General features: G+C 52.9%; 17 protein-coding genes. 9 read left to right on the top strand and 8 right to left on the bottom strand.

Going from position 1 to position 24,766, the window contains the following annotated elements; translation table 11 throughout:
* Positions 1-177 precede the first annotated feature (177 nt).
* From IE054_RS06460 to IE054_RS06440, 5 genes are all read left to right on the top strand, one after another.
* Entirely contained in the window at positions 178-2,952 is a 2,775-nt protein-coding gene (locus tag IE054_RS06460; RefSeq protein WP_189404508.1) for a TonB-dependent receptor, read from the top strand.
* Between the two features lie 204 nt (positions 2,953-3,156).
* Complete coding sequence (locus IE054_RS06455) at positions 3,157-4,593, top strand: SLC5 family protein (RefSeq protein ID WP_189404506.1); 1,437 nt, start codon at positions 3,157-3,159, stop codon at positions 4,591-4,593.
* A gap of 21 nt (positions 4,594-4,614) precedes the next feature.
* On the top strand, positions 4,615-6,135 hold the full coding sequence (locus tag IE054_RS06450; RefSeq protein WP_189404504.1) for a tryptophan halogenase family protein: 1,521 nt from the start codon (positions 4,615-4,617) through the stop codon (positions 6,133-6,135).
* Positions 6,136-6,147: 12 nt separating this feature from the next.
* On the top strand, positions 6,148-6,870 hold the full coding sequence (locus IE054_RS06445; protein WP_189404501.1) for a SapC family protein: 723 nt from the start codon (positions 6,148-6,150) through the stop codon (positions 6,868-6,870).
* Between the two features lie 161 nt (positions 6,871-7,031).
* Positions 7,032-9,161, top strand: a complete 2,130-nt coding sequence (locus tag IE054_RS06440; RefSeq protein WP_189404499.1) for an alpha-galactosidase — start codon at positions 7,032-7,034, stop codon at positions 9,159-9,161.
* 55 nt (positions 9,162-9,216) lie between these two features.
* Here IE054_RS06440 and IE054_RS06435 read toward each other — a convergent pair whose 3' ends face one another.
* A complete protein-coding gene (locus tag IE054_RS06435) occupies positions 9,217-10,506 on the bottom strand; it encodes an alpha/beta hydrolase family protein (protein ID WP_189404498.1) in 1,290 nt (429 codons plus the stop codon).
* Positions 10,507-10,698: 192 nt separating this feature from the next.
* On the opposite strand from IE054_RS06435, the gene IE054_RS06430 reads away from it, so the two are divergent.
* A complete protein-coding gene (locus IE054_RS06430; RefSeq protein WP_229805021.1) occupies positions 10,699-13,821 on the top strand; it encodes a glycoside hydrolase family 2 TIM barrel-domain containing protein in 3,123 nt (1,040 codons plus the stop codon).
* A gap of 172 nt (positions 13,822-13,993) precedes the next feature.
* Here the strand turns inward: IE054_RS06430 and galK are convergent, their stop codons facing one another.
* From galK to IE054_RS06415, 3 genes are all read right to left on the bottom strand, one after another.
* Positions 13,994-15,136, bottom strand: a complete 1,143-nt coding sequence (galK, locus tag IE054_RS06425; RefSeq protein ID WP_189404496.1) for a galactokinase — start codon at positions 15,134-15,136, stop codon at positions 13,994-13,996.
* Positions 15,133-16,185 carry a UDP-glucose--hexose-1-phosphate uridylyltransferase gene (locus IE054_RS06420; RefSeq protein ID WP_189404494.1) on the bottom strand — a complete coding sequence of 351 codons (1,053 nt, stop codon included), beginning with the start codon at positions 16,183-16,185 and terminating at the stop codon, positions 15,133-15,135. Before IE054_RS06420 ends, galK begins: the two co-directional genes overlap by 4 nt.
* A gap of 156 nt (positions 16,186-16,341) precedes the next feature.
* Positions 16,342-17,349 carry an aldose epimerase family protein gene (locus IE054_RS06415; protein ID WP_189404492.1) on the bottom strand — a complete coding sequence of 336 codons (1,008 nt, stop codon included), beginning with the start codon at positions 17,347-17,349 and terminating at the stop codon, positions 16,342-16,344.
* 189 nt (positions 17,350-17,538) lie between these two features.
* Here IE054_RS06415 and IE054_RS06410 point away from each other — a divergent pair, with 189 nt between their 5' ends.
* The 3 genes from IE054_RS06410 to IE054_RS06400 all read left to right on the top strand — a co-directional run bounded on the left by IE054_RS06410 (position 17,539) and on the right by IE054_RS06400 (position 22,041).
* Positions 17,539-18,540, top strand: coding sequence for a LacI family DNA-binding transcriptional regulator (locus IE054_RS06410; RefSeq protein ID WP_189404490.1), 1,002 nt, complete (start codon positions 17,539-17,541; stop codon positions 18,538-18,540).
* Between the two features lie 149 nt (positions 18,541-18,689).
* The gene (locus tag IE054_RS06405; protein WP_189404489.1) at positions 18,690-20,714 is read left to right on the top strand and encodes a glycoside hydrolase family 97 protein; all 2,025 of its coding nucleotides are present in this window, start codon (positions 18,690-18,692) and stop codon (positions 20,712-20,714) included.
* Positions 20,715-20,946: 232 nt separating this feature from the next.
* Positions 20,947-22,041: a trypsin-like peptidase domain-containing protein gene (locus IE054_RS06400; protein ID WP_189404487.1), complete on the top strand. Its 1,095-nt coding sequence runs from the start codon at positions 20,947-20,949 to the stop codon at positions 22,039-22,041.
* Between the two features lie 188 nt (positions 22,042-22,229).
* Here IE054_RS06400 and murA read toward each other — a convergent pair whose 3' ends face one another.
* The 4 genes from murA to IE054_RS06380 are packed head-to-tail and all read right to left on the bottom strand — an operon-like array spanning position 22,230 to position 24,734.
* The gene (gene murA, locus IE054_RS06395; protein WP_189404485.1) at positions 22,230-23,492 is read right to left on the bottom strand and encodes a UDP-N-acetylglucosamine 1-carboxyvinyltransferase; all 1,263 of its coding nucleotides are present in this window, start codon (positions 23,490-23,492) and stop codon (positions 22,230-22,232) included.
* Between the two features lie 18 nt (positions 23,493-23,510).
* Positions 23,511-23,768 carry a BolA family protein gene (locus tag IE054_RS06390; protein ID WP_189404483.1) on the bottom strand — a complete coding sequence of 86 codons (258 nt, stop codon included), beginning with the start codon at positions 23,766-23,768 and terminating at the stop codon, positions 23,511-23,513.
* A gap of 34 nt (positions 23,769-23,802) precedes the next feature.
* A complete protein-coding gene (locus IE054_RS06385) occupies positions 23,803-24,111 on the bottom strand; it encodes an STAS domain-containing protein (RefSeq protein WP_189404481.1) in 309 nt (102 codons plus the stop codon).
* Positions 24,108-24,734: an MlaC/ttg2D family ABC transporter substrate-binding protein gene (locus IE054_RS06380; protein WP_373293847.1), complete on the bottom strand. Its 627-nt coding sequence runs from the start codon at positions 24,732-24,734 to the stop codon at positions 24,108-24,110. The genes IE054_RS06385 and IE054_RS06380 overlap by 4 nt, the downstream gene beginning before the upstream one ends.
* Positions 24,735-24,766 lie beyond the last annotated feature (32 nt).

The following is a 24,766-nucleotide window of genomic DNA, read 5'->3' as shown; positions in this document are numbered from 1 at the left end:
TTCACCTTTACGGTTTACAACGGTTTAGCCCTTAGATTCATATGCGAACAATAATAACCGAATCTATACAGGCCAAACCGTGTGAACTTATTGTTAAACAAGCTTACCTGGTAGCTTGAAACATTTCGTTGCCTGGCGTAACGGCTACAAGTTGCCTACACACACGGAGAAACCACAGTGAAACATAAAACCACTACAAATCATGCTATTCCGTTTACAAAACGCACGTTGTTAGGTGCTGCTGTCGCCTGTGCATTGCATGCGCCTGCGGCCCTCGCTCAAACACCGGCTGATAATACCCCCGATGATGACGTCGAGGTCATCGAAGTTCGCGGTTTCACCAGTTCACTTAAAGCCTCAATGCTGGATAAAAAAGCAGCCAGCGTTGTGTCAGACGGCATTACCGCTGAAGATATTGGTAAATTCCCTGACCAGAACGTAGCAGAGTCATTGCAACGTATTACCGGTGTGGCGATTGACCGCAGCGGTGGTGAAGGACAGTTCATTACCGTACGTGGCTTTGGCCCTGAATTTAACACGGTGCTGGTAAACGGACGCCAGATTGCAACTGAAAACCAGGGGCGTGAGTTCTCGTTCGATACCTTGCCCGCAGAACTCATCAGCGGCGCAACCGTTTATAAAAGCCCGATGGCATCCATGCAGGAGGGCGGAATCGGCGCAACCGTTGAAGTCTCCACCGCCCGTCCGTTTAACTACGATGGCTTTACTGCGGCTGCCAGTGTAAAAGGCATGTACGAAGAGATTTCAGAAGAAACCACACCGCAAATGTCGGGTCTGATTTCTAACACGTTTGCCGATGGCACCATGGGCCTTTTGGCTGCTGCGTCTTTTCAGCAACGTAAAGCGCAAACTAATATGCTGGAGACCCGTTACTGGCGTCCCGGCGTAAACATTACCAACCGGTCTGAACTGGATAATCCGGCCTACGCCGATTCCGCTCAGTTCAATAACGTGTTTGTCCCTCAAAACTTTGACCAGATTGTCGATTTAGTTGACCGCGAACGTACCAGCGCCAACCTGGTATTCCAGTACGCGCCCAGCGACCGGATGACACTGACCCTGGACGGTCTCTACTCTAAGTTTGAAGTAGACTCTGATGCCCACAGCGTCGGCCACTGGTTTACCGACAGCAACCTGGATAACCTGAGCTTCACAGACCTCGGCAGCGTGCAAACGCTGGACAGTACCCTGGTTGATGGCGTGGGCGGAGCCACAGACTTTATTCGTCGCCGTTATGGGCGTGATGTCGAAATCATGGCCTTCGGTGCGAACTTCGAATGGCTGGTGAATGACTCTTTGACGGCCGTTTTTGACCTGTCAACGTCCACCGCAGAAGACAATTCTGGTGGTAACAACTTCTTTACCGTGGTGGGTTACAATAATGCTTACAGCGTCGACTACTCTGGCAGCACCCCCTCGCTACAGGTACAGGGCGGGAATGAAGCGTTGCTCGACCCCTCACTGGGGCGAATGCACTACAACGAACGAAACGGCTTTGACACCGAAGATACCATCAGCGAATACCGGGTCGACTTCGAATGGCTACCGGATGCCATCACCGCGTTCACCAAAATGGAATTCGGCCTGTACTTCCAGGATCGCGAAAAGGACAACAGCCGCCTGGCCGCCGACTCCTGCGGCATCTACTGTGGCTATCAGCATGACCTCCCGGATGAGCTGTTGAGTGTGTTCAACGCCGACAATTTCTTTGGCGGCGTGCCAGATCAGTGGCTGACCTATGATCCGCAGGATTTCTTTGACTACGCATTGTCAGATGAAGCTGCACAACAGGTGGCTGACGCGACGGGGCAATCGTTTGCCGAAGTGCGCGCCGCACTGGATGCCACAAACCTGGCAAATCCAACGCGTGCCAGTGACTCCTTTGTCGTAGAAGAAGAGGTCATGAGTGCCTACATGCAGTTTTTCTTTGAAACGGAAATCTCTGACATGTTGCTGGATGTAAACCTGGGCGTGCGTTATAGCGAAACCGATACCAGCGTCGATGGTATTGGTCGGGTACTGCAGGATCTGCAGCCGGTACCTAACGATCCATCGGATTTGAATGCCATTTACGCCACTGAAGGTGGGACACCGGTCAGCGAAACAAACAGCTACTCCAACCTGCTGCCAAACTTGAACGCGAAACTCAGCCTGACCGATGATCTGCTGCTGCGCTACGCCTATTCTCAGACACTGACCCGTCCGACTATGGGTGACCTGGTACCGGTATTCAATGTGACCACCGCTCGCCCGGGTAATCTCCAGGCGCAGGCCGGTAATACTGAGCTGAAGCCATTTTTGTCAACCAACTGGGACTTGTCGCTGGAGTGGTATTATGACGACACCAGCTACATCGCTGCTGCGGTATTCCAGAAAGAAGTGGAGGACTTCATAGTAGCGACCGTAGAGCCTGAAACCCAGAGTCTGGATTCCGGTGCCTACGAGTTCAATGTACGCCGTCCGCGTAACGGCGAGACCGCCAATGTGGACGGTATTGAACTGGCCTGGCTGCATACCTTCGAAAACGGCTTTGGTATTCAGGCCAATGCTACCGTTGTAAACAGTGATGCCGAACTGGACAAAGACGATACCTCACAGGTATTCGCACTGGAAGGGCTTGGTGACTCGCAAAACCTGACCGTGTTTTACGAACAGGACGGCTTCCAGGCGCGTGTTGCCTACAACAACCGTGAAGGCTTTATGCAAAATGTGGTCAGTCCGCTTGGTGGTGTAGAGCCTCGTTATACCGAGACGTACGGCCAGGTTGATGTCAGCGCCAGCTACGACATTGACGAAACATTCACAGTATTCTTCGAAGGGATTAACGTGACGGGCGAAGAGCTGCGTCGCCATGGTCGCTACGAAGAACAATTCGTGCAACTGGTGGATGACGGTGCAAGGTACGCGCTGGGCGTACGTGCCACCTTTTAAGTGTTAGGCATAAATTAGGGGGCACCATGCCCCCTTTTTGTGTATGTTATTGATAAGCGTGGCAAAGGTAAAAAGCTAGAGGTCATAAACAGTCTGACGCGTCATCACGTACGTACGCATACCTCAGTGCTCAGCCCCTACTCTTTCCCATTGCCATCAAGCCAGGCACCTGATTTTGTGGTGTCATCGGGTAAGGAGATATGCGTGTCAGGTAGTAATATCCAGATTTTTGTTTTCGTTGTCGTTACCGCATTCATAGGGCTGTTAACTTACCTAAAATGCCGCGGTCACGGACACAGCAAGGCCAGTGAAAATAAAGAGTACTTTCTTGCAGGGGGCGGCCTGACGTGGATTTTCGTTGCCGGCTCCATCACGTTAACCAATTTAAGTACCGACCAGCTCGTGGGCATGAATGGAAACCAGATGGCGCTGTTGGCATGGTGGGAATTTGCCGCTGTCGCCGGCCTGCTCATTCTTGCCAAAATATTCATTCCCGTGTACTACCATTACGGTTGTACTACTACCACCGAGTTGCTGGAAAAAAGATATAAAAACAAGCATATACGCGCAATTATCGGATTACTTTTTTTCCTTGGCAGCAGCCTTATCTTTATGCCGGCGGTGATCTACTCAGGCTCTCTGTTTATGATCAACATGTTCGACCTGGACTTGCCGCTGATGGCGGTGGCGACCACCTTTGCACTGATCGGTGCGCTCTACGCGATATTCGGTGGTCTGCGTGCGGTTGCCGTATCAGACACCTACTCCGGCGTATTACTGCTGGTGATGGCGATTGTGGTCGTGATACTGGCACTTGTCGCTATCGACTTTGATTTTAGCGGCATCCCTGCAGACCGGCTTACTCTGATCGGAGACAGTGATTCGCCGCTGCCCTGGCACACACTGCTCACGGGAATGATCTTCATTCAGACCTTTTACTGGAGCACCAATCAGACGATCACCCAGCGCGCCATGGCGGCTCCAAATGTAAAGGAAGCACAAAAGGGCGTCTATGCGGCTGCGCTGATTCGCTTTATCATCGTTCCCTCGATTATTGTCGTTCCCGGCATTATCTCGTATAAACTTTACGGCGATATCAATGATGCCGCGTACGGCACACTGGTGGGCGATGTGCTGCCAAACTGGCTGTCCGGCGTATTTGCTGCTGCACTGGCCGCCGCTGTGCTGACCACTTATAACAGTAATCTGAATTCGGCCACGGCGCTGTATGTGTGCGATATTCACGAAGCCTATATTGATAAATCGCCGAAAGTGGCGCGCCTGGGCGGCATCGTGACGGCCATCCTGACGGTGGTGTCGCTGCTTATGGTACCTTTGTATGCGCAGGCCGAGAGTATTATCAATCTGCTACAGGAACTGTATGGCCTGCTGAGTATGCCTATTCTCTCAATTTTTATCGTCGGACTGCTGTTTAACAATGTAAACCCGTATGCCGGGATCATTGCGGTGGCGTTTGGCGTGTTGTTATATGCATTTTTCAGTTTTGTTCACGCCCCGTTTGCGCTGCATTATATTCATCTGATGCTGGTCACTCTGCTTGCCTGTATCACTGTTGCGCTTTGCACCAACCGGCTGGTGTTTGGACAACGCGCGCAATGGCGGGGACGACTGGTTGACTGACAGTAAGGTAGGGAAAAAGCCATGTCGGCCCCCATTCAACATGTACTGATCGTCGGTGGCGGCACCGCGGGCTGGTTAACCGCCTCGCTGCTTGCCGCCAGTCAGCAGCACATCCCGGGTGCAGCGCTTCGCATTACGCTGGTAGAGTCCGACACGGTCGGCCCAATAGGCGTGGGTGAAGGCACCTGGCCCACCATGCGGGAAACGCTACGTAAAATAGGCATCAGCGAGGACACGCTTATCCGCCGTGCGTCAGCCACGTTCAAGCAGGCCAGTCGCTTTACCGACTGGCATCGCCGTGACACCGGCAATAGCTATTATCATCCATTTTCAGCGCCGCAAGGCTCGGCCACCGCGGATATCACGCCACACTGGCTGGCAAGCCATACACACACGCCCTATGCTGACGCGGTGTGTTTTCAGCCGGCACTGTGCGAGGCTGGGGTCGCCCCGAAGTCTGACGACCCGACCTGGCGCGGGCCCGCCATCAATTATGGATACCATCTGGATGCCACGCAATTTATCGCCCTGTTGCGGGAACACGCAACCCGAGCGCTGGGTGTGCGCCACATCGTTGATGACGTGGTTAGTGTCAACTGTGCTGACCACGGCATTGCCAGCGTGGTCACAGCCCGTCAGGGGGCGTTAACTGCCGACCTGTTTGCAGACTGCTCGGGCTTTCGATCTTTGCTGCTTGATGAGGCCTTAGGAACGTGTAAAAAAGACGCTTCGGATGTGCTTTTCGCAGACACAGCGCTGGTTTGTCAGCAACCCTATGCGTCCCCCTCACAACCGGTAGCCTGCTATACCGGTTCAACCGCGCAGCAAGCCGGCTGGATATGGGATATCGGTTTGCAGCACCGGCGCGGCGTCGGCCATGTTTATTGCTCAGACTTTGTCAGTGATGACGAGGCATACCATCAGTTAGGTCGTTATCTTGGGGTTGATGACACGGCCATGCCACCGACCCGGAAGATTCGGTTTCATACCGCCTACAATGAAACGCCCTGGGTGAAAAACTGCGTTGGCATTGGCTTGTCAGCGGGCTTTCTGGAGCCACTTGAAGCCTCGGCACTGATGTTGATTGAGCAGGGAGCTACACTACTGGCGACGCAGTTGCCAGCGCATTCAACCACCCTGCCGCAGGTTGCAAAACGCTACAACGAGACACTGTCTCACCAATGGCAAAGTGCCATCAGGTTTCTGAAGCTGCATTATGCGCTGAGTAACCGTCCTGAGGCGTTCTGGGTTGAGAACCGACGCGCCTCGACGTTGCCTGATACGCTTCAGGAACTGCTTGAAGAGTGGCAGTACCGCCCGCCGATGGATGACGATTTTGCGCACCGGGCAGACGTATTTTCAGCACAGAGTTACCGCTATGTGTTCTATGGCATGCAGGGACGGACTTGCCCGGATAACCTGCGCACGTTCGCCGATAGCGATTTTGCCAGTCAACAATTTTCTTTCAATGCCCTTTTAACTGAGAAGCTGCTCGCAGCGCTGCCGTCACACCGCGCGCTGCTCGATAGCCTCACACGATAGCGGAGCACAACGGTGACCTCACCTAACTATGTAGTACTCAACGCGCAACGGCATCATGCGCTTTCATTAATCAGTGATCCCGGTTTCAGACATGCCGAAAAATCACAGATTGCCGCGCTGGTGTTTCAGGAAATTGTCGCGGTTGCCAGTTGTATGCCGGTCGTCGTGCTGGCGCCAGATAGTGATAAGCCGGCGCTAAGCGCCCTTTTTGGGTTAACGGCAAATACTAACCTGTTCGCCGGCGAAAGCTGGCAGGGGCATGTGGTTCCAATGAGTGTGCAGGTCGCGCCCTTTAATTATGCCGTGGAAGACCAGCGCCTGCTCACGCTGATCGATGAGAAAAGCCCGCTATGGCAGGCCTCGGGGCAACGCCTGTTCAGCGCGGATCATGCGCCAACGCCACTGCTAAAACAACGACAGACATTGCTCAAAGAACTGGCCAGTGGCGCACCGCGCGCCGAGCAGTTTATTAAGACCCTGAGTGACCAGCAGTTATTGAAGCCCCTGACTGTCAGGATCACAGACATTGATGGGCAGAGCAACGAACTTACCGGCATGTTCACCGTTGATGAGACATGTCTGGGAAACCTTTCCGCCGAAACTTTAAAGCAGTTGCATGACAATGGAATGCTGACCGCGATCCATGCCATGCTGTTATCACTGAGGCAGTTTAATCGGTTAGTTCAGCTTGCCAGGCAAAAAGGCCAGCCGGTTCAGTCTGTACAGCTGAGTTAAACTGCCGCTTATCACCGTACGACATTTTATTGATAAATCTGTATGGGCCGGTATCATTCAAGAAAACGTTTACCCTTTCTGCTTTTAACATACTGATCACAGCACGTTAATAACAACAAGGGATGCTTACTACTTTACTCTTCCGAATAACGGGGTCAGCCATGTCTCAGCTTCCTTCTTTCGCGTGTTTGCATAACCGCACAACCAGCCTAATCGTAGATTGCCAGGGCCGGGCACCTGCGATCCTATATTACGGTCACCGGCTGCATAGCGACGAGAGTCCGGCGATGCTGTCACAGCTTTTTACCCGGCAGGAAGCAAAATGTGCCCCCGCTGTTGAGCCGCCGCTGTCAATTACCCCCAGCCATGGCGAAGGGTTCACCGGCGCGCCCGGCATTGAACTGCATGGTCCGGCGGACCAGTGGGCTGCAGCCTTCACCCTGAAGCGCGTAGAACAGTCCCAGGACCGGCTTGAACTGCACAGCGAAGATGACAGTCGCGGGCTTACGCTTATTCATACCATAACACTGGACGAATACGCGCAACTGGCAACTTTTCAAAGCCATATCAAAAACGCGGGAGATGCCGACATAACCCTGGCATGGCTGTCCGCGGCTACCGTGCCCATTGCGGATGGAATGACCCGGCTTAAGGCGTTTGAAGGGCGCTGGTCAGCAGAATTTCAAACCCAGGACCATGATCTTTTCATGGGCAGTTATGTGCGGGAAAACCGCCGCGGCAAAACCTCCCACGATACCTTTCCTGGTTTTATAACCTGTGCCCCGTTTACCAGTGAGCTGCAAGGTGAATGCTATGGGTTTCATTTAGGTTCCAGCGGCAACCACCGCACGCGCGTCGAGCTTATGGCAGACGGGCGTGCCTATGCACAGCTCGGTGAGCTGCTGCTACCTGGCGAAGTGACACTGACAAGCGGTGACAGCTATACATCTCCGGTGCTGTATGTGGGCTACAGTCACGCCGGCTTTGGTCATCTTTCACGCCAGTTTCATCACTATATTCGCGCCAATGTGCTGTCTCACACACCCGACGTTAAGCCACGCCCGGTACATTACAACACCTGGGAAGGGATTTATTTTGATCATGACCCGGCCACCCTAAAAGCGCTGGCCGATAGTGTTGCCCCTCTTGGTGTGGAGCGCTTTGTACTGGATGACGGCTGGTTTAAAGGACGCCGTGCAGATAACGCCGGGCTGGGTGACTGGCAGGTTGATAAAGCCATATACCCTGAGGGGCTCGGACCGCTTATTGAGCATGTGACGTCGCTGGGCATGGAGTTTGGTATTTGGTTTGAACCGGAGATGGTTAACCCCGACAGCGATCTGTACCGGGCTCACCCCGAATGGGTCCTGTCTGTAGATTCACACCCGCAGGTGCCGTTTCGCAACCAGTACGTGCTTGATCTGACCAATAGCGACGTGGTCGATTACCTGTTCGCACAAATCGACGATGTCATGAACACGTACCCGGCGATCAGCTACATTAAATGGGACATGAACCGGGATATAAACCACCCCGGCAATCTGGCCGGAAAACCGGCGGTGCATGCCCAGACTCGCGCCCTGTACCGCTTGCTTGCCCGAGTGCGCGACGCGCATCCTCAGCTTGAAATTGAGAGCTGTTGTTCGGGTGGCGGACGCATAGATTTAGGCATTCTGGCCCATACCGACCGCTTCTGGACGTCTGATTCCAACGACGCCCTGGATCGGCTGGAAATACAGCGTGGTTTCAGCTTCTTCTTCCCGCCTGAAATTATGGGCGCACATGTCGGACCGCGTGACTGTCATATTACCGGCCGGCATATTCCTATTGAAACCCGGGCAGCGGTGGCGTTATTTGGTCATATGGGCATGGAAATGGATCCGCGTGAGCTGACCGGGCATGAACGTAACGTGCTAGCCCGCGCATTCGCGCTTTACAAGCAACACCGTAGTCTTATTCACAGTGGCGACATGTATCGCTTCGATGAAGATGGCCTGAATGTCTGTTTCGGCATTGTTTCACAAAACAAGTCTGACGCTCTGTACGCCTATAACAGTATCAAAGAAACCACGCGCACTACGCCGGGAAAATTTCGTTTTCACGGGCTTGCCGCCGACAAAAGCTATCGGCTCAGCCTGATTTGGCCAGAGCAGCCCGCCGAATACTCCCCGTCGGTGTTAAGTGTGATTGAAGGCCAGGTGTTCAGCGGTGAGGTCCTACTGCATGGCGGCCTGCAGCTGCCAGTACTGTTCCCGCAAACCTCGCTGATATTTCATCTCAGCGAGGTATAAAACCGCTGTGCTGCGTGCGCAGCCTTATACACTGCGCACATTCTGCCACCGTACGCTATTGCGCGTCAGCGGAGTCGTTTGCCTCCATGCTCAGCCCCAGTGCAAAGCGGTTGTCGAAGCCTTTCCAGGGAGGCGGCGTTTCGCCATTCGCCGGGACCTGGGCGCTGCTGCCACGGACTTTCAGGTAGTCACAGTCAGCATTGATATTTTTGACATAACAATTCATCAGTGCCAGCGCGAAATGCTCATTAATGGCATTGAGTGACTGCGTTCGCCAGGCTGGTTCAAGATAATGGCCCAAATCCAGTTCAGTCCCCATCGCCTCGGCCGGCGCTGGATGCGCGGCAATATTGTGACGTGCGTTATGGATGGTAAGCAGGTAGCCCGGTGCACCCGTGGTATTCTCAAACAGCCAGCGCACACCATCATACCCCGAGATATCATCAAATTCGCCTGCCACATAAAGCGTCGGTACTGCTATCGCTGCCAGTTCAGCCGGATCAAAAACACGTAGCTGCCCACCCCAGGGTGCCAGTGCCATCATGGCTTTCCAGCGGGGATCAACGTCTGACTGACCACCGGCACAGGTATTGAGCTGCGACTGTAGCGCGCCAATCGCGTCAGCGTTATCGGCGCCGGTGAGCCGCTTCACCGCGCCCTCGCCAAAGTCGTAACAGCCCCCCACCGTATTCACTGCGCCATAGCCCCCCATGGAGTAGCCAATGAGTCCCGCTGCAGACGCATCAATAGCCTTGCCAAACGTCTCGTCAGCATTCAGTGCCTGCAACGTATGCAACTGGTCACGGGAGCGGTTCAGCAGTGTGTTGGGAAAGCCGGCATACGGGGCGTTTTTCATATCAACATCTGCATTGGTTGAACCACTGTGATCAATACCCGCCACAACATAGCCATGTGACGCCAGATGCTCACCCAGATAATACATAATGGTCCGGTAGCCGGTATAACCGTGCGACAGTACGACCAACGGATATGGGGTATCTGAGGCGGCAACAGGCGCATCGCGGGTCGCGTCAGCCTGAATAACAAAGGTTTTTCCGGAACGCGTTTGATCTTCATAGGTGGTGGCAGCGCCACGCTCGGTGGCCGGATACCAGACTTCCAGCGTAAGCCCACGCGGACCACGCTCGCCCGACAGATCCTGCGGCTGGTCGGGTATCGTAACCGTCATGGTTTTCACACCCACCGCGTATTCACCCGGTGCGCTCAGTTCAGGCGTCACGTCCTCTGGGAACGGCTTATACAACGCCTGTCCCTGCTGTTGTCCTGCCGCCGATGTGCCTGCAATTACCCATGCAGACAATGCCAGAAATTTTGCTACTTTCATCCAACCATCCTCTCTATCTGTGTAGTGTTTTTGTTAGGTTCTTGAACCGACTATCATCAGGGATCCCGCTTTATATGGCAGCCTCAGCCAGACTTTTCTGATGCCTGAGGCCGGACCATTATTTCATTTTGTAAACGTTTTACCTATGTTAACATCCTGTAACTATGCAGTCACATCAATCAGGAGCTCACGATGAAATACAACCGGATGGGCGCACTGCTGTTACTCATCATTCTTTCTGGATTTATCACAGCCGCGCAGGCTAAGGAGACGACCATGCAACGATTTTCCTGGAACGACCCCAGTGTAGTGTCAGACAACAGATTACCGGCCCGCGCACACTTTTATGCTTTTTCCAGCGACCCCGGCGCTTTTCAGTACTTGCCCTGGCAAAGCGATGATTATCTGTCGCTGAACGGTCAGTGGCAGTTTGATCTGGCCCGCCACCCGTCGGCCGGCCCCGGCGATTTTATGGAGCCGGATTTCGATGCCTCCGGCTGGTCGCAGATTGCCGTGCCGGGAAACTGGGAGCTGGAAGGATTTGCCAGTCCCAACTACGTTAATATGGCTGCTGACTGGGCCATAGAGGAGCCCGAAGTAGGCAAACTGCCGCCGGATAAGAATATGACCGGACGCTACCGTAAAGTCGTTTCACTGCCCGGCGACTGGCAGGATGAACGGGTCGTGTTGTATATCGGCGCCGTCAAGTCTGCGGTGAAAGTATGGGTCAACGGTGAGTATGTGGGGTATTCTCAGGACAGTAAGACCGCCGCTGAGTTTGATGTGACCCCCTTCCTCGCTGCCGGTGACAATGTCATCGCGATGGAAGTCTATCAGTGGTCTGACGGCTCTTTTTTAGAACTTCAGGATATGTGGCGGCTCAATGGTATTGAACGGGATGTGTATCTGTACAAAACGCCTGCCACCTATATTCAGGATGTTCATACCGATGCCACGCTGGACGACAGTTATACCCATGGCGAGCTGAGTATTAATGTAACCGGTGCAGGCAATGCTGTTGCCGATGCCCGCATCGAAGCCACACTCTATAGCCCGGATGGCAGTCAGCTATGGCAGCAGGCAAGTGCCTTATCAGCAGCAGACTCGCTCTCACACACAGTGACCAATGTCGACGCCTGGTCAGAAGAGTCGCCGACCCTGTATCCGTTGCGGCTGCAACTGCTAAACGCCGCGGGTAAGGCCACACAAACCGTCTGGCTGCGTGCAGGCTTCCGCCGCAGCGAGCTGAAAAACGGCAACGTGCTGATTAACGGGCAGCCAGTTCTGTTTAAAGGCGTAAATCGCCATGAACATGATCCGGATACCGGGCATGTCATTACGCCTGAGTCGATGCGTCAGGATATGGCGCTGATGAAAAGCCTGAATATTAATGCCGTGCGCAACTCACATTATCCCAATAACCCTTACTGGTATGCCCTGGCGGATGAAGTGGGCATGTACATGGTCGACGAAGCCAATATTGAATCTCATGGCATAGGCGTTGCCAATCAGGGGCATTTTTACGAGCAGGCGACCCATATGGTGTCGTTGCCCGAGTGGCGCGACGCGTATATCGACCGTGTTCGTAATATGTACGAAGCCAGCAAAAATCATGCGTCGGTCGTGATCCTGTCGATTGGCAATGAAACCGGCGATGGCCCCAACACCGAAGCGCTATACCACTGGCTGAAGCAGCGCAGCACATTACCGGTTATGTCTGAGCAGGCACAAATGCGCCCGCATACCGACATGTACGCACAGATGTACGCCACCATTGGATTGATGGAGCACTTTGTCGAGCTTGGCAGCGATCGTCCCATGATTTTATGTGAGTACGAACATGCGATGGGCAACTCGGTCGGTAACCTTGGTGAGTACTGGGATCTTATCCGGACGCATGATTCGCTGCAGGGTGGATTTATCTGGGACTGGGTGGATCAGACTATCACCGCACGCACTGAACAGGGCAAGACGTATCAGGGCTATGGCGGCGATTTTGAAGCCGAGGGGGTTTATCATGACGGTAATTTCTCGGCCAATGGTGTACTGACCGCAAACCGCGAACTACATCCACACGCATTCGAAGTAAAGCATGTGTATCAGGATGTTGACGTAACCGCTGCGGATCCATCAACCGGCACTATCGAGATTTTTAACCGCCGTTTCTTCACTGACTTGTCTGACCGCGTGCTGAGCTGGACACTACTGGAAAATGGCCGCCCGGTTCAACAAGGCGAGCCCATTGCTCTGACAGCCGGCCCGCGTGACGCGCAATCATTGACGCTGCCGCTCGACACGACACTGGCAAAGGGCAAGCGATATCATCTGAACGTGGAAATACAGGCGGCGCAGGAAAGTGTGGGCGTTGCTAAAGGTCAGACGATGGCCTCGGCACAGTTTGACCTGCCCTACACCGAGCTCAGAAAGACGCCAGGGTTGGTAGGCCCTGACGCCATAAAACAGGAAAAACATGCCCTGATTGTCCGCGCGGGCAATAACCAATACCGCTTCAATACGCAAAGCGGCTGGTTAACCGACATCCGTACCGCCGGCGCCTCATTACTTGCTGAGCCTATGGTGCCCTGGTTCTGGCGCGCACCGACAGATAATGACTTTGGCGAAGGCTTTCCGGAAAAAGCCCGGGTCTGGCAACAACTGCATCGCCACGCGTCGCTGACCACGTTTGAAATACGCGAAAAAGATGACGGCATAGAACTGTTCACTGAGCATTTCTTATCACCGGTAGAAAGTCGTTACCAGAGTACCTATCACTTCACTGACGATGGCAGTATGACGGTGGATGTTGCGTTTCTTGCCGCACCAAACCATTTTTATCCTGAACTACCCCGGCTGGGCCAGCGCCTGGTGTTAGCGGGCGATTATGATCAGGTCAGCTGGTTTGGTCGGGGACCGCATGAAAGTTACTGGGATCGCAAACGGTCTGCCCATTTTGGCCGCTACCAGCTGCCGATTGAGGCGCTGTCTCATGACTACGTGCGCCCCCAGGAAAATGGGCACCGCTCGGACGTGTATAACGTGACATTTGCTGGCCAGGACAGTGCGTCTTTGACGTTCGCCGGTGAGCCCTTAATTGGCTTCAATGCAGAATATCACGATATGCTGGACTATGATCAGTTCGAAAAGCCGGGCACCCATCCCCATCAAATCCCGTCAACCAATAACCTTTATGTGAATATCGACTATAAGCAACGCGGTGTGGCAGGTACCGACTCGTGGATGACACCGCCCCTGTTCAAATATACGCTTCCCTGGCGCGACTACTTCTATCAGTTCACCGTGTCACCGGGTGAATAAAACAAGCAAAAGGCAGCGCTTGGCGCTGCCTTTTTTATAGGTGTCAGTCGGATACAGGGATAACAGTACGTATTAGGGAAGATGCCGCGGGCGTGCCAGACGCAGACAAAAAGAAGGCGCTGACTACCGAAGTAAGTGCAGCGCCCAAGGGACACACCATAAAATAAGGGAATCAGACCGTAAACGCGCCCTTGGTTGCCGTACAGTCATAGAGATCAGCGGTCAGACCGCTGTGAGAAAAGTAATGTTGTGATACCAGTGACTTCACATCTGCTACCAGGTCCACCGGGACCAGCGCGACGACACAGCCGCCAAAGCCGCCGCCAGTCATCCTGACACCGCCCCGTTCACCTAAGAATTCTGAAATCAGGCTCACCAGATAATCAATCGGTTCCACGGTAATTTCAAAGTCATCACGCATAGAGGCATGCGAGGCGGCCATGGCATCGCTGACCGTGGCAATGTCACCACGTTTTAGCGCACTGAACATGGTGTGCGTGCGCTGGTTCTCGGCCACGATATGGCGGGCACGGCGGTACACCACATCTGGCAAGGTATCGCGTGCGGCCTCAAGCATGCTCTGACTGACCTCCCGCAACGAAGCCACACCCAGCAGTGCAGCGGCCTCTTCACACTGTTGCCGACGCAGATTGTATTCACTGTCCACTAACCCGCGTTTCACATTCGAGTTGATGATGACAATATGTAACGCGTCTGGCAGGGTCGAATGATCAAAGGTGAGTGACTGACAATCAAGCAGCATCGCGTGATCTTTTCGTCCCATTGCAGAAATCAGCTGATCCATGATCCCGCAGGAGCAGCCCACAAACTCGTTTTCGGCACGCTGACCGATTAACGCGGCATTCACGCCATCAAGGTCCAGGTCCAGTAATTCACTGACGGCTTTGAGCACCGCCATCTCAAACGAGGCTGACGAACTGAGTCCGGCGCCCTGCGGGACGTTTCCTGTCACAGCCAGGTTAATCCCACAGGGCACATCAAAGGTTTCCTGCAGTATCTTCATGACACCGCGCACGTAGTTAGCCCAGCCCTGCTGTTTGTCCAGCGTAATGCTATCCAGTGCGAACCGGTTACGCTGATGGTCCAGATCCAGCGCTACTACCTCACAATTTCGATCATTGCGCTTCGACGCCCCAACCCAGGTACCAAAATTAATGGCGGCCGGAAACACGAAACCCTGATTGTAGTCCGTATGCTCACCAATCAGGTTAACCCTTCCTGGCGCATGACTGACCACCGTGGGTTGCTGGTCAAACGCCGTAGCAAAGCCCTGTGTGAGAATCGCGTCACTCATGCGCTCCCTCCACTTACCTTATAGTGGACATCAGACAGCTGCTGTAACCGCGTGGCGGCCTGTTCAGGGGTAAGATCGCGCTGCGCCTCTGCCATCATTTCATAGCCAACCATAAACTTTTTGACACTGGCTGACCGCAGCAATGGCGGATAAAAGTGTGCGTGCAGCCCCCACTCCGGGTGCGCCTGTCCATCAGATGGTGCACTGTGCCAGCCCATAGAATAAGGGAAAGAGGTTTCAAACAAATTGTCATAGCGGGTGGTAATCTGTCCGACAATATCAGCCAGTGACGCTGCCTGGGTATCTTCCAGCTCCGCCAGCGAGGAGATGTTGAATGTTGGCAGCAGCAGCGTTTCAAACGGCCAGGCTGCCCAGTAAGGAACTACCACGACCCAGTCGCCGTTATCACACACAATGCGCTCTTTTTTCTCACGCTCCTTGGCAACATAATCACTTAATAAAGTTCGGCCATGTGTGTCATAGTAATTAGAAAACTGCGCCAGCTTTTTTGCCGGTTCGGTAGGCAAATGTTGCTGCGCCCAGACCTGACCATGCGGGTGAGGGTTAGAACACCCCATCACCGCCCCTTTGTTCTCAAATACCTGAACCCAGGTAAAGCGTTCTCCAAGCTCCTGTGTCTGGGCTTTCCAGCAGACTACCACGGCTTCGCGCTCAGCAGCGGTTAACTCTGGCAGGCTTTTGCTGTGATCGGGTGAAAAACAAATCACCCGGCTGCACCCCTGCTCTGTTTCAAAACGGAATAATGGATCGTCCTGTGCTGCCTCGGGGGTGTCAGGCTTTAGTGCTGCAAAATCATTCTCGAACACATAGGTGCCGGTATAATCGGGATTTTTTTCACCATTTACCCGCGTATTTCCGGCACAAAGATAACAATCAGGATCGTAGGCCGGCTTTTGTTCCTGCGCAGAAGGCTCAGACTGTCCCTGCCAGGGACGCTTGGCCCGGTGCGGTGAAACCAGCACCCAGTCGCCCGTCAGGGGATTATAGCGACGGTGCGGTTCGTTAGTCAGATCAACAGCCTGTGACATAATCGTGTTACCACCCTCTTTTGAGATCTGCCGGGCTGATGCCTCGGCAGCATAAGGTTAAACGTTTTACCCTTCGATACTATAGCAAGTCGGGATGCTGATCAATTTATTAACAAGATTTTTTTCGCGGTTGTTACTAACGCCTTCTGAACAGACCTACCTGACGGAAAACTGGTAGCTGATAGTGGCCTGATAAGGCGTTTGCGGGCGCACGATGCAGTCTGGAAATGTAGGCTGGTTGGGTGTGTCAGGAAAAAACTGAGGCTCCAGGCATATTGTGGAGCCCTGAGTGTCTTTCAGCGAGCCTGTGTAAACCTGCATGCCTGGCATACTGGTTGACAGCATCATACATATGCCCGTGTCGGGCGCATATAAGGTAGCACTGGGCTCGCCGCTGCCCACATTAAGAACGAAGTTGTGATCATAACCGCCCACCTGATCAAATAATGGGTGGCCAGCTCTGACGTTATCGCCTATACGGGTCAGGCGCCTGAAATCAAAGGGCGACGCTGCAACAGGAATAATTTCGCCCGTGGGAAGCAGTGATGCATCCACTGCGGTCATTGCATTGGCGTTAAGCTGCAGAAAACTCTCTGTCACAACCTCATTGCTGAGGCTAAAGTAGGCATGCTGAGTCATGCTTACCGGCGTCGGCGCAGAGGTATCGGCATGCAGCGTCAGTGTCAGGCGACAATCCTCATACAAACGATATTCTGCTGTAATATTCAGTGTGCCGGGAAACCCTGCTTCGCCGTCTTTACTGGTCAGGGAAAGCCGTACACCCGACGCATCAGCTTCCGAGATGAGCTCCGATTGCCAGCGCCGTTGATGAAAGCCACTGAATCCGCCGTGCAGGTGATGCTCGCCGCCATTAATATCCAGTTGATAGGTTTTACCATCAAGACTAAAGGTGCCGTGACCAATTCGGTTGGCATACCGTCCGACAATCGCCCCCTGATAACCAGTATCTTCCAGGTACGCCGCCACTGAATCAAAACCCTGTACACAGCGATGCGGGTTTTGGTAGCGATCTGGTACCCATAGCCCCTGAATGATGCCGCCCAGGTCAAGTATACTGACCCGCATTCCCGCTGCGTTTTGTAAGGTAAAACAGGACACGGACTCCCCGTCCAGCGTGCCGAAGGTTGACTGTGTGGCTTGCATCGCTTGAGGCTCCTTTGTATAAAGGTAAGTTAGGAACAGCAAAATCAGGGTATACGTTTTCAGTCGCATTGAACATACGTTTTTTAAGTTCAGGTCTTACCAAACTGACCCAGACTGAGTTACTCTACCACAATGCAGTAACAATTCTGTTTGAGCGCTCGCCCGCCCCACAATCTGACAGCGAAGTGTATGGCAACAATAAAAGACATAGCGCAGGCCGCCGGTGTTTCACTGGCAACAGTCTCACGTGTTATCAATGATGGCCCGAAAGTCGGCGCTAAAACCCGTGAACGGGTTAAAACGATCATGAAGGAATTAGGCTACCGGCCGAATGCGAACGCGCGGGCACTGGTTACTCAGCGCAGCGCTTCGCTGGGGGTCGTGATTGCCGAGCTGCATGATCCATTTTTCGCCACGCTGGCGCACGGTGTAGAAACCGTTACCCGTAAACAGAATGTGCAAATTCTGCTCAGCGCCGGCTCCATTGCCAGAGAAACCGAGCTCAAAGCGATTGAAACATTGCTTGAGCACCGTGTCGAAGCCATGGTCGTTCACAGCAAAACGCTAGACGACGACACGCTCATTGCCTTTGCTAATCAAATTCCCGGTTTCGTTCTTATTAACCGCTATATTCCGGCCATCGCTAATCGTTGCGTGTGGCTGGACAATGTCACCGGCGGGCGTCTGATGGCAGAGTATGCCATTCGGCAGGGCCACGAGCATTTAGCCCTCATCAGTTCGCACTACCAGATTGATGACCCTGCTCAGCGGCTTGAAGGGATCCGGCTGGCTACCAGTAACGCCGGTCTGACGCTGCCAGACAGTATGATCGAATATGCCACACCTGATCAGGAAGGGGGTGAACTGGCCATGCAGAACCTGCTCGCCACCGGCACCCATTTTACAGCGCTGCTGGCTTACAATGATGCCATGGCTGCCGGCGCCATGGCAGTGATGCAGGACCACGGAATCGATGTGCCAGAACAGGTGTCGATTATTGGCTATGACGATGTCCTGTTAGCCAAATATTGCCGCCCTAAACTTACTACTTTGCGCTACCCGATTGAGATGATGGCGGCCAAAGCCGCTGAACTTGCGCTAAAATATGCATCAGGCACTGCCCCTGAAGAAGGACTGACCTTCAAATATACGCCGACCATTGTGAAACGGGACTCGGTCGCCCGCCTCTGAGGTCCAGCAGACTGCTTACTTTTTATTCCAGCAGCAGTTAAAACTTAATCGATTAAGATTATTTTGGAATTTAGGTTAATCGTTTACCCTTCTTCATCCAGGTACGTGTTAATGTAGTGTAAAATCTCATTACATTTACAGGTGGTTTCATGAATAAGAACTTCTACTCAGCTTGTCTGGTAGCACTGCTAATGCTACTTGGCACCCCCACAGGCAATGCCAAAACGCTGCAGGTTGTTTCTCCTGACAGCCACATCAAAGTGAGCATTACCGTGAATGACGATGTCACCTATGCGGTCGATTACCATGGCAAACCTTTGCTAGCCCCCTCCCGCATTGATTTGTTAACCCGGCAGACGCCGTCGTTTACACAGTCAGCGGTGGTAAAAAATATTGCCCGCCGCGAAATTGACCGCGTGCTCAGCCCGGAAGTCAAAGTTAAAAGCCAGTCAATCAGAGACCACTTTAATGAACTTTCTGTCAGCTTCGAAAGTGGTAAACATATCACATTTCGGGTGTTCAATGATGGCCTGGCCTATCGTTTCAGTACCGACGTGGATGAGCGACTGGTGGTCACCGGCGAACTTGCTGAGTTTAATTTTGCCGGCCAGGCGCAGGTCTACTTTGCTGAGGAAGAGAGCTTTTATTCACACAACGAGCGAAGCTATACAGTTACCCCAGCCAGTGAAATAAGTGATTCACAGCTAGGTAGTCTGCCTGGTCTGGTCAAGACGGATGCAGGCAATGTACTGCTCACCGAAACGGCACTGCGAGACTACGCAGGAATGTGGCTGTCAGGCACTGGCAATAACGCTCTCAAAGGTACGTTCCCCCGTCTGCCAACAAAAACCGAAATGGGTGCTCCCCCCTGGGAGGACCGCAACCAACCAGTAACCGAACGCGCTGATTATATAGCAGAAACGACTGGTTCCCGCGATTTTCCCTGGCGTATTCTGGCTGTTGCCAGCTCTGATTCAGACTTACTCACCAATCAGCTGTCTTATCAACTGGCCGAGCCATCAAAAATAGCAGATACCAGCTGGATAAAACCCGGAAAGGTTGCCTGGGACTGGTATAACGCCAATAACATACACGGCGTCGACTTTAAGGCGGGGCTCAATACCGAGACCTATAAATACTACATCGATTTTGCCGCCGACTACGGCATTGAGTACGTGATCCTGGACGAGGGCTGGTATCCACTGGGTGATTTAATGGGCTCTGTAGACGGCTTCGATGTCCCGGAAATCATCGCTTATGCTAAGCAAAAAGGTGTAGGAATCATTCTGTGGGCGACCTGGCTTACGTTGTATGAGCAGTTTGAAGAGGCCATGGATCGTTTTGCCAGCCTTGGCGCTGTAGGCATCAAGCCGGACTTTTTTCAGCGCGATGATCAGGAAATGGTCAATTTTTACTGGAAAATTGCCGAAGCGGCGGCAGAACGTAACCTGCTGGTAGATTTTCACGGCGCATACAAGCCAGCGGGTCTTCGTCGAACCTACCCCAATGTCATCACCCGCGAAGGTGTTAAAGGTCTTGAGTGGAATAAATGGAGTGACGAAAGTACCCCTGAGCATAATACTACCCTGCCATTTATCCGAATGGTGGCCGGGCCAATGGATTATACACCAGGAGCAATGTCTAATGCGGTCGGGCCGGCAGCGTTCGAGGCCGTTACCTATAATGGTAAAGATGAGAACCACAAGGACTTTGCCATTCGCTTTAACCGCCCCATGAGTCAGACAACGCGGGTACATCAAATGGCCATGTTCACCGTATTTGAAAGCCCTTTGCAAATGATGGCGGATTCGCCCACGCGCTACCGTGAAGAGTCAGAAAGCGCCGGTTTTATTGCTAAAGTCCCTACCGTTTGGGATGAGACCATTCCACTGCATGGAAAGATTGGGGATTATGTGGCAGTCGCCCGGCGTGCTGGTGACAACTGGTTCGTTGGCGCAATGAACGACGAGCACCCCAGAACATTGCCATTGTCACTGGACTTTCTGCCAGAGGGGCGCTTTGACATAGTGATTTTTCAGGATGGTATAAACGCTGATCGATGGGCAGAAGACTATAAAGTCATAGAAAAAAACGTTGATCGCAGCACAGTGCTTGATATGACGCTGGCACCTGGCGGCGGCTATACCGCCAGAATCGTTCCCCATAACGATTAGCCCTTTCAGCCCTTACCCGCCACGAGCTCCTGGGTAAGGGCTGCTATCTTGTCTTAATCTTACCGCTCCGTACCGTGTTCATAATGGTTGGCCCCCCCGGTTAAGTGACCATATTTGGCGACAAGCCGTCATTGGTGTCGTAAGCGTTCAGTGTTATGCTTCCCGTTGATAATCAAATCCGCCTCTTTATCATCACGTTGTGCAAAGGGGCAACGATAAAGAAGTGTAGATTGTGTCATCAAGACAGTTTTTCTGGTTTTTAACCAAATCTGTAATTTTGGGCCTCATTGTTGCTGGCCTGATTCTTGTCGTTGTGCCGGAGCTTCGCAGCGGTCCGGGTCTGACCAAAGGCTGGTTTTCCGAACCACCGGTCAGTGCCACCCGCGACAGTCATTTTGACGCATTGAGCCGCAGTGCTCCCGCCGTCGTCAATATCTACAGTGTCAGTATTGAGAATGATACCGGGCTATTTCGCAATCAGCCCCGTGAGCGCGCCAGCCTGGGCTCAGGTGTGATCATGACTGACAATGGCTATATTCTTACCTGTCATCATGTCGTGAAAGACGCCGACAGTATTTTTGTAGCAGTGCAGGACGGGCGGGTGTTAGAAGCACAGATTACCGGCAGTGATCAGCTCACCGACCTTGCCGTTTTAAAAGTATCGGCGGACAACCTGCATGTAATTCCTCAGGTGGATGAGCCTGACACCCATGTGGGTGACACGGTAATGGCCATCGGCAACCCTTTTGATCTCGGCCAGACAATCACACATGGTATTGTTAGCCGTGCTGGCAGAAACGGTTTATCCAATTATGTCGACTTTATTCAGACTGACGCCGTCCTCAATCAGGGGAACTCAGGCGGAGCTCTGGTTGACAGTAACGGCATCTTACTTGGCATCACCAATGCCAATTTCCAGATCAGAGACTCCCGTAACCGTGTTCGCAATGTCGATGGAATTAATTTCGCCGTCCCCTATGAACTGGCTAAACGGGTCATGGAAGAGATTATTACCAACGGTAAAGTCACCCGCGGCCAGCTGGGCTTCATTGGTAGCGAATACCGGGGCCGTCCGGGTATTGAGGTAACGGCAGTGGCACAAAACAGTCCTGCCGACAAAGCCGGGCTGACGCAAGGCGACATTCTTCTGGCCATTGATGGTATTCGTCTTGAGAGTGCCTCTAAAACGCTGGATATGATAGCTGAAACGGATCCCGGCACCGAACTGGAGCTGGAAGTCAGCCGCGACGGTGACCTGCTGACCATGAACGTGGTTGTCGCCGAACTGGGCGCCCAGGAATTCAGTCGTCCTTCAGCCAGACCCTGAGCCTGCTGGCAGGGCTGGTTCGTCCTTTTCGACCTGGTCTGCAACAGCCAGGTTTAATAATTGGGATTCTTTGCGTTACGTTCTCTTGCCATTCGATTGAACAACACTCTTCTGATTAAATCAGAAAAGTGTCAACGCTATTTAGGGCGGGTCAGTCATGCAAAAAAAAGCGCCGACCGGCGCTTTTTTTATTCTTTATCACGCCGGATATTGGCACCTAGCGCTGATAATTTATCTTCGATAGACTCATATCCGCGATCCAGATGATAGATGCGGTTAACGTCGGTTTCTCCCTCAGCAATTAAGCCGGCTATTACCAGGCTGGCAGAGGCGCGTAAATCCGTAGCCATCACCGGCGCCCCTTTTAATTCGGAGCCGCCTTTCGACATTGCACTGTTCCCCTCAAGCGCAATATCAGCCCCCATTCGCTGCAGCTCGGGCACATGCATAAAACGATTTTCAAAAATCGTTTCGGTGACCACACCAGAGCCGGTTGCAATACAGTTCAGAGTGACAAACTGAGCCTGCATATCGGTGGGAAAGCCAGGATGCGGGGCGGTTTTGACCTTCACAGCCCGTGGCTTTTTACCCTGCATATCCAGCTCAATCCAGTCGTCTCCGATGGTGATATGGGCACCCGCCTGTTCCAATTTGTCCAGCACCGCATCCAGCGTGTCCGGTGCTGCTGCTTCACAGCGGACCTTGCCACCGCTTGCCGCCGCAGCCACCAGAAAGGTACCAGTCTCAATGCGGTCGGGCAGTACCCGGTAATCACAGCCATTGAGCGATGCCACCCCTTCAATATGGATATTGTCGGTTCCCGCACCTGTCACCTTCGCGCCCATCTGGTTCAGACAATTCGCCAGATCCACAATCTCGGGCTCTCTGGCCGCATTTTCCAGTATGGTTTTGCCCTCTGCCAGACTGGCCGCCATCATCAGGTTTTCCGTCGCGCCAACACTGACCATGTCCATGAAAATACGTGCGCCTTTCAGTCGCCCGTCAACGGTTGCTCGAATATAGCCTTCATCGACTTCTATCTCGGCCCCCATTTTCTCCAGACCGCTGAGGTGGAGGTTTACAGGTCGCGCGCCAATTGCACAGCCGCCGGGCAGCGAGACGTTCGCTTTGCCCTGACTGGCCAGTAACGGCCCCAGCACCAGAATTGACGCCCGCATGGTCCGAACCAGCTCGTAAGAAGCGGTAACACTGTTAAGCGAGGCCGCGTTTAGCATCACCTCGTTATTGTCCGGGCGTGACACCTCAACGCCCAGCTCTTTTAACAGCGCGACGGTGGTATTGATGTCACGAAGTTGTGGCACATTGGTGTAACGACAGGCTTTGTTGGTAAGCAGGCTGGTCATAAGCAATGGCAGCGCCGCATTTTTTGCCCCGGATATACGCACACGCCCATCCAGCGGCGGGCTTTTTTTGATGACTAACTTATCCACAATCAGGACTTCCGATGATTATTGAGGCACGTGAAACTGACGCTCGCGTTCCCAGTCTTTGACTGAGAAGGTTTTAATCGAAATGGCATGCATTGAACCATCCGCGATTTTCTCTGACAGAGGGCCGTATATGGCCTGCTGACGTTTCACCCGGCTCATCTCACTAAAGCTGTCGCTCACTGCAATAATCGTATAGTGAGAGCCATCACCGGTTACATGGACCTCGTCCAGATCCAGCGCGTCTTTAAGCAGGGTTTCGATATCAGAAAAATCCATAAACTACCAATAAGATGAAAAGTGAATGATGCCGCTAGTTTAGCGGTAAAAGCGTGTCGACGTCGCTTATTTTTGCCAGCTTGAGCAGCTTTGCCGGAGGCTCACTGATTCGTATTTCGAGACTGCGCTGTCTGGCATCGCGCACCGCGTTGATAAGCCAGGCAAGACCTGCACTGTCAACGCGTTCGACATCACTTAAGTCGAAGGTACAACGCCCCTGGTCATTCAGCATACTTTGCTGTGCCGGGCTAAGCTGTTGCCACCAGTTGCCGGTAAGTGTATCACGATCCAGGTTGCCGTGAACGCTTACCGTGCCCTGTTGGTTAAGATCGAAGAGGCTCACGCCGCATCTTCCTCGGAGCCTAAATCTTTCAGTTCGACAGGCTGAGAAATCTTGTCCTGCATAATTGCTATGACTTCATCAATGCCATCCTGACGCAGAATAGACTCAAACTCGCTACGTTTGCTGTTCAGCATACTAATGCCTTCCGCAACCATGTCATACGCCTTCCATTGATTAGTGCGGCCATCTTTACGCACTTTGAAGGCAATTTTGATATCAGGCCGCGAGGGATCTTTGATCACCGCCCGCACTGTCACAGACTTCTTATCTTCAAACTCGGTCTCAGGCTCAAACAGCACTTTTTGATTGTCATAATACCCCATGGCACTGGCATAGGTAGTGACCAGATACTTACGAAACGTACTGACATAATCACCCAGCTTGTCCTTAGGTACAGATTTAAAGTGCTTGCCCAGCACCATAAATGCCGCAAATTGATAATCGATATGCGGAACCAGCTCTTCTTCCATAATGGTACGCAGCATTTCCGGATCCGCTTTTATCGCATCGCGATTGTCTTTAATGCGATCAAAGGTTTGCGTCGCCACATCTTTAACCAGTTCGTACGGGTTTTGTTCATTTACTTCCTGTGCCTGAACCCCGGAGGTCAGAGCGAACATCATCAGGCCCGCGGCAAGTATCAGTTTTTTCAACG

The organism is Alteromonas halophila, from assembly GCF_014651815.1.
In the GTDB taxonomy this organism is placed as follows: domain Bacteria; phylum Pseudomonadota; class Gammaproteobacteria; order Enterobacterales; family Alteromonadaceae; genus Alteromonas; species Alteromonas halophila.
This window is presented reverse-complemented; position numbering and strand designations above follow the sequence as displayed.

Excerpts from the sequence above, each read along its gene's own strand:
- IE054_RS06450 (WP_189404504.1), top strand. The coding sequence starts at position 4,615 with ATGTCGGCCCCCATTCAACATGTACTGATCGTCGGTGGCGGCACCGCG.
- IE054_RS06440 (WP_189404499.1), top strand. The coding sequence starts at position 7,032 with ATGTCTCAGCTTCCTTCTTTCGCGTGTTTGCATAACCGCACAACCAGC.
- IE054_RS06435 (WP_189404498.1), bottom strand. The coding sequence starts at position 10,506 with ATGAAAGTAGCAAAATTTCTGGCATTGTCTGCATGGGTAATTGCAGGC.
- IE054_RS06430 (WP_229805021.1), top strand. The coding sequence starts at position 10,699 with ATGAAATACAACCGGATGGGCGCACTGCTGTTACTCATCATTCTTTCT.
- galK (WP_189404496.1), bottom strand. The coding sequence starts at position 15,136 with ATGAGTGACGCGATTCTCACACAGGGCTTTGCTACGGCGTTTGACCAG.
- IE054_RS06420 (WP_189404494.1), bottom strand. The coding sequence starts at position 16,185 with ATGTCACAGGCTGTTGATCTGACTAACGAACCGCACCGTCGCTATAAT.
- IE054_RS06415 (WP_189404492.1), bottom strand. The coding sequence starts at position 17,349 with ATGCAAGCCACACAGTCAACCTTCGGCACGCTGGACGGGGAGTCCGTG.
- IE054_RS06410 (WP_189404490.1), top strand. The coding sequence starts at position 17,539 with ATGGCAACAATAAAAGACATAGCGCAGGCCGCCGGTGTTTCACTGGCA.
- IE054_RS06405 (WP_189404489.1), top strand. The coding sequence starts at position 18,690 with ATGAATAAGAACTTCTACTCAGCTTGTCTGGTAGCACTGCTAATGCTA.
- IE054_RS06390 (WP_189404483.1), bottom strand. The coding sequence starts at position 23,768 with ATGGATTTTTCTGATATCGAAACCCTGCTTAAAGACGCGCTGGATCTG.
- IE054_RS06380 (WP_373293847.1), bottom strand. The coding sequence starts at position 24,734 with ATGATGTTCGCTCTGACCTCCGGGGTTCAGGCACAGGAAGTAAATGAA.